Source organism: Mycobacterium sp. (assembly GCF_049683935.1).
Classification (GTDB): domain Bacteria; phylum Actinomycetota; class Actinomycetes; order Mycobacteriales; family Mycobacteriaceae; genus Mycobacterium.
In genome coordinates this window covers 1-5,376 of sequence record NZ_JBAUJR010000380.1, presented here as the reverse complement: position 1 = coordinate 5,376, position 5,376 = coordinate 1, and the positions used below count along the sequence as shown (strand labels likewise).

Below are 5,376 nucleotides of genomic sequence, written 5' to 3'. Positions count from 1 at the left end.
GCTCTGGACGCCGTCGGGCGCGCTGACCATCAGGATCATTTGCGTGTCCGGCTGACCGAACTTGTCGGTGAGCAGCTGGGTCGCCCGGGTCGACTCGGCGGCGGGATCCTGGAATCCGCCTGCCGACAGGCTCTTGGTGACCGGCACGGCGAACACCCCGGCGAGGACCATCAACAACGCGGTGACAGTCAGCACGCGGCGGGGTGCGGTCAGGGCCAGCGCGGTGATCCGGTTCAGCACGGGCTGGTCCATGCCCAGCATTCGGCACAGACGTCAGTTTGGTTCGGTCGCTGCTCACCGGCGTCACCGTCAGCGGTTGTTCTCCTCGATCATGCGCAGCGCGGTGTCATAGATGGCCTGGCCGTGAAGAGTGAACAGCGCGACCACATCGACGCTGTCGCCGCCGACCTCCTTGGCGATGAACAGCCCGTCCGCACCGGCAATCGCATACGTCGCCAACTGGCCGACCTGACCCTCGGACAATCCCAGCGCCAGATCGCGGATACTCGCCGACAAGGCCGCGAAGGCTTGTTCACGAACCCGCACGAACATCGCCCTCGCCTTCGGTTCGACCGGCCGCCGTTCCAGCGCGAGCATCAGACCCAAGCGGAGGAAGTCGGGCGAGTCCATCATCGCTTTCGCCGTACCGACTGCCACCTCCATCAGACGATCCCTGGCCACGACGTCCGCCGGCATCTGCCATACCTTCAGCCAGTTGTCGAAGCTGCGCTCGATGACGGCGGCAATCAGGTCGTCCTTGTCCTTGAAATGCCAGTAGATGGAACTGGCCGGCAGCTCACATTTCGCGCTGACCGCGCCGATGCTGGTGCCCTCGTAGCCACGCTCGGTCGCAATCTCGGTAGCAGCGTCCAAGATCCGGTTGCGGGACAGCTCGCCGTCCGCTCGCCGACGACGGCGCTGGGGTTTGTCTGGCGGGGCCATTTTCTTCCTCACCCTTGACTCTGTAGTGATCACTACATTAGCGTAGTGATCACTACAGAACAAGTCTTCGGTCAGCGTTGACCCGTCAGACAGGTGAGAGACAGCCATGAACGATTCTTCGACCTATGACGTGGCGATCGTCGGCTACGGCCCCGTGGGTGCCACCGCGGCCAATCTGCTGGGACAGAGTGGACTCGAGGTCGTCGTCATCGAACGCGACCCCGACATCTATTTCCGCGCCCGCGCCATCTCCACCGACGAAGAGGTGGTGCGGATCTGGCAACAGGTCGGGTTGTCGGAACGGCTCACGGCCGACATGCAACCTGGTGCCGGCGCGAACTTCGTCGACGCCGACGGTGCGCCCTTCGTCAAACTGCTCCCCACCGAGCGAGGATGCGGGCACCCCCCGCAGCAGTTCATCTATCAGCCCGCCGTGGACAAAGTTTTGCGGGAAGGTGTCGAGCGCTTCCCCAACGTCTCGCTTCTGCTCGAACACGAATGCCTCCGCGTGGTCCAGCACGACGGGGAGGTCGAGTTGATGCTCGCCGATCTGACTGAGGACAAGTTCAAGAGGGTCCGCGCGGCATACGTCATCGCCGCCGACGGAGGGTCGAGTTCGGTTCGCGGACAACTGGGTGTCGGTTTCGGGGGACGCACATTCTCAGAGCGGTGGATCGTCATCGACACCAAGGTGCTCGAGGAGTGGCCCGGACATGACCGGTTGCGCTTCCACTGCAACCCCGCCCGCCCCACAGTGGACTGCCCCACCCCGCTGGGGCACCACAGGTGGGAGTTTCCGGTGCGCGATGACGAAGACGAGAAGGACCTCCTCACCGAGGAGGTGCTCTGGAACGTGCTCGGGGACCAAGGGATCACCGAGGACCACGTCGAGATCATCGGCTTCGCCTGCTACAGCCACCATGTACGTTTCGCCGACCGGTGGCGGGTAGGCCGGATCTTCCTGGCAGGCGACGCGGCACACGCGATGCCACCCTGGATCGGTCAGGGCATGTGCGCCGGGATCCGGGACGTGGCCAACCTCTGCTGGAAACTCGAAGCTGTTCTGACCGGTTCACTGCCCGATGCGGTGCTCGACACCTATCAGGATGAGCGACTGCCCCACCTCAAGGAAGTCACCAACCGGGCGGTCAAGACAGGCAAACTCATCATCGAGCGCAACCCGGTGCGCGCGAAGGTGCGTGATCACGTTCTCCGCGCCGCCAGCAAGGTGCCGTACTTCACCACATGGCTGCGCGACCATCGCTGGCTCCCCGACGCCCGCTACCGAACCGGTCTGTTGGCGCACAACGGCAATCCGGCAGCAGGCTGGCTCATCCCCCAGCCGTGGGTCATCGATGGACACGGAAAACAGGTCCGACTCGACGACATCATCGGCGGCCGATGGACGATCCTGCATGTGGGTCCGAGTGCCCCGTGGCGGGCCTGGCGATCGGCCGGTGTGCCCGTCGTCAGGATTGCCCCGCCCGGTAGCGCGCCCGACGCCGAATCCGTCGTCGATCCGGCCGGAACGCTCATCCGCTGGCTCAAGAAAAAGAAGGCCTCGGTGGTCGTTGTGCGACCCGACGGCTTCATCTACGCCGCCGGCGGCGTCCAACCCCTCCCCCAACCCCCGGCCGGATTCACCGGTGTTGTGGCCGACAGAGTGAAGGAACACGCATGACCGAACACGTTCTCCCCGCTAACGACCCGGCACGTCTGGGCTCGCAGTACACGGTGCGCGTACAGGATGCAGAGGTCTTCGTCACCGACACCGGCGGAATCGGTCCGGCCGTGGTGATGCTCCATGGTGGCGGCCCAGGTGCCTCGGGCGTGTCGAACTACTCGCGCAATATCGCCTCGCTGGCACGCTCTTTCCGCGTCATCGTCCCCGACATGCCCGGGTACGGTCGTTCGACCAAACATGTCAACCACGATGATCCGTTCGGCCACCTCGCCGACACGATCCGCGGTCTACTGGACCAATTACGTCTTCCCACAGCGCATCTGATCGGTAACTCCTACGGAGGGGCGGCCGCCCTCCGACTGGCCCTGGACACGCCGCACCGGGTCGGCAAGCTCGTGCTGATGGGGCCGGGCGGCATCGGCACCACCAGGGGCCTGCCCACCGACGGACTGAAGAGCCTGCTGTCGTACTACGGAGGTGAAGGGCCCACCCGCGACAAGCTGGCGTCGTTCATTCGGACATACCTGGTGTACGACGGCGCCGCTGTACCCGACGATCTGATCGACCTGCGCTACCGGGCCTCTATCGATCCTGAAGTGGTGGCCCATCCCCCGCTGCAGCGACCGAAGGGGCTGCGCACTCTGTGGCGGATGGACCTGACCCGCGACAAGCGGCTCCGCTGCCTGCCCAATCCGACTCTGGTGCTGTGGGGACGGGACGACAAGGTCAATCGGCCATCCGGCGGACCGCTACTGCTCAACCTCATGCCCAACGCCGAGCTCGTCATGACCTCGCATACCGGCCACTGGATGCAGTGGGAGCGCGCCGAGCTGTTCAACCAGCTCGTGACCGAGTTCCTCTCCGCCGAATCACGATTGGCGACCTCGTGACCGCGCCCACCGATGTCTTCGGCAAGGTCCGTCTCGGCTACCTGGTGATCGAGTCCGAGAAGTTCGACGACTGGAAACGGTTCGGCCGCGACGGAATCGGCATGCAACTCGACGAGACGCTCCCCGACGTCATGCGGTTCCGCCTCGACGACAACGAGTGCCGGTTCCTGGTGCAACGCGGTCCGGCAGAGGACACGACGGCACTGGGATGGGAACTCGACGACCATGCCACCTTCGAGGCGATCGAGACGCGCGTTCGGAAGCACGGAGTGCCGATGACGCAGGGCAGCGCCGAGGAAGCCATGCTCCGCGGTGTCGAGCGTTTCGCCAGGTTCCCCGGGCCCAACGGTCTGACCCAGGAGATCTACGTGATTGCCCGGACAGCCTCAGCGCCAGCGGAGTTGGCAGCTTCCGGAGGCTTCGTCACCGGTGTGGACGGAATGGGACACGTGGCCATCGCGACCAAGCGACCGCACCAGATGCGCGGCTATTACAGCACGGTGTTCGACGCCCGACTGAGCGACTACATCGACGAGACCATCAGTGGGTTGAAGTTCAAGATCCGATTCCTGCGAGTCAACGAGCGTCACCATACCGTGGCCATCGCCTCGGTGAACCGGCTGCCGATCAATCCGATCCGCACCCGAATCCAGCACTGCAACGTCCAGGTCGCCGATCTCGACGACATGACCTCGGCCTACCAGCGGGTCAAGCATCTTGGTTTCGACATCGCCCTGTCGATCGGTCAGCACACCAATGACAAGGAACTGTCCTTCTACGCGCAAACCCCGTCCGGGTTCGAATGGGAGGTGGGCTGGAATCCGATCGTCGTCGACGAAAGCACCTGGGAGCCAACCACACATCAAGGCATCAGCATCTGGGGACACACTCCGGAGGGACAGACGATCACCGACACCCTCGGTCGGTTCAGGACCGGCGTCCGATCAGTGATTCACTCTGAGGTCAGCGTTCCTGCCCTGGCCGGCGCCGGGGTTGCCGACGACTGAGGCAGGCCAATCGACGGTGAGCACCCATTGGTGACATGGGTGCCGGCCCGGACGGTGGTGCTCGAGTACAGGCTCGACGACCGAATTCGTCGCTGGGCGAGGACCCCGCAGCCTCGAGGCAGAAGTATCACCACCAAGACCACCCGAACAGTCACCGATGTCTTGAGGCATCGTTTGTCACTTAGATGAGTTGTGTCACTTCAGTTTCAGCAGTCACATCGACCGGGTTTGTCGGTGGTCGAATGTATGTTCGAAGTATGTCGGGTACGGCGGGTTTGCGGGAGGCGGTGACCGCGTTGCGGGCCGCCTTCGACGCGGTCGCCGCCTGTGACATCGACCTGCTGACCCGCGCGGAGTTGATCGGGCCCCTCGACGAACTCGAAACGCTGACATGTCAGTTGCCGGCGGTCCGTCAGCGGTTGTTGGCCCGGCTGCAGACCGAGGCCACTCCGCCGCAGCTGGGCGCGAAATCCTGGAAAGACGTCCTGAGCGTCCGCTGGCGGATTTCTGGGGCCGAGGCGAATCGTCGCCTGGGCGAGGCTGCGGTGTTGGCGCCGCGGCGCACGATCACCGGAGAACCTCTACCTGCAGTGTTGCCGGCGACCGCCGCCGCCCAGAGCCTGGGGCTGATCACTGGTGAGCATGTCGCGGTGATCCGCGCTGCGGTCAAAAAGTTGCCGATTTTTGTCGATGCGGCCACCGCCGCCCAGTTTGAAGTCGACCTGGTCCGCGTCGCGGTCGGGGCCGGACCCAAAGAACTCGAAGGCGAAGCCGCGCGGGCGTTGTTCCTGCTCGATCAGGACGGACCCGAACCTGATGACACCGAACGTGCCCGCAAACGCGGCCTGACAGT

General features: G+C 64.4%; 5 protein-coding genes and 1 pseudogene. 4 read left to right on the top strand and 2 right to left on the bottom strand.

Translation table 11 applies throughout. From position 1 onward, the window contains the following. Together WA965_RS21980 and WA965_RS21975 are read right to left on the bottom strand one after the other, a co-directional pair. A pseudogene (locus tag WA965_RS21980) lies at positions 1 to 252 on the bottom strand (MMPL family transporter); the annotation flags it as partial. A 57-nt stretch (positions 253 to 309) separates the two neighbouring features. Then, positions 310 to 942: a TetR/AcrR family transcriptional regulator gene (locus WA965_RS21975; protein ID WP_526302737.1), complete on the bottom strand. Its 633-nt coding sequence runs from the start codon at positions 940 to 942 to the stop codon at positions 310 to 312. A 106-nt stretch (positions 943 to 1,048) separates the two neighbouring features. On the opposite strand from WA965_RS21975, the gene WA965_RS21970 reads away from it, so the two are divergent. The 4 genes from WA965_RS21970 to WA965_RS21955 form a co-directional block, all read left to right on the top strand. Continuing rightward, entirely contained in the window at positions 1,049 to 2,623 is a 1,575-nt protein-coding gene (locus WA965_RS21970) for an FAD-dependent oxidoreductase (RefSeq protein ID WP_526302734.1), read from the top strand. Beyond that, a complete protein-coding gene (locus WA965_RS21965; RefSeq protein ID WP_526302735.1) occupies positions 2,620 to 3,516 on the top strand; it encodes an alpha/beta fold hydrolase in 897 nt (298 codons plus the stop codon). The genes WA965_RS21970 and WA965_RS21965 overlap by 4 nt, the downstream gene beginning before the upstream one ends. Then, a complete protein-coding gene (locus WA965_RS21960) occupies positions 3,513 to 4,523 on the top strand; it encodes a VOC family protein (protein WP_526302736.1) in 1,011 nt (336 codons plus the stop codon). The genes WA965_RS21965 and WA965_RS21960 overlap by 4 nt, the downstream gene beginning before the upstream one ends. Before the next feature lie 242 nt (positions 4,524 to 4,765). Then, positions 4,766 to 5,376 (top strand): DUF222 domain-containing protein (locus WA965_RS21955; RefSeq protein ID WP_526448071.1); only part of this gene is annotated, 611 nt, incomplete at its 3' end.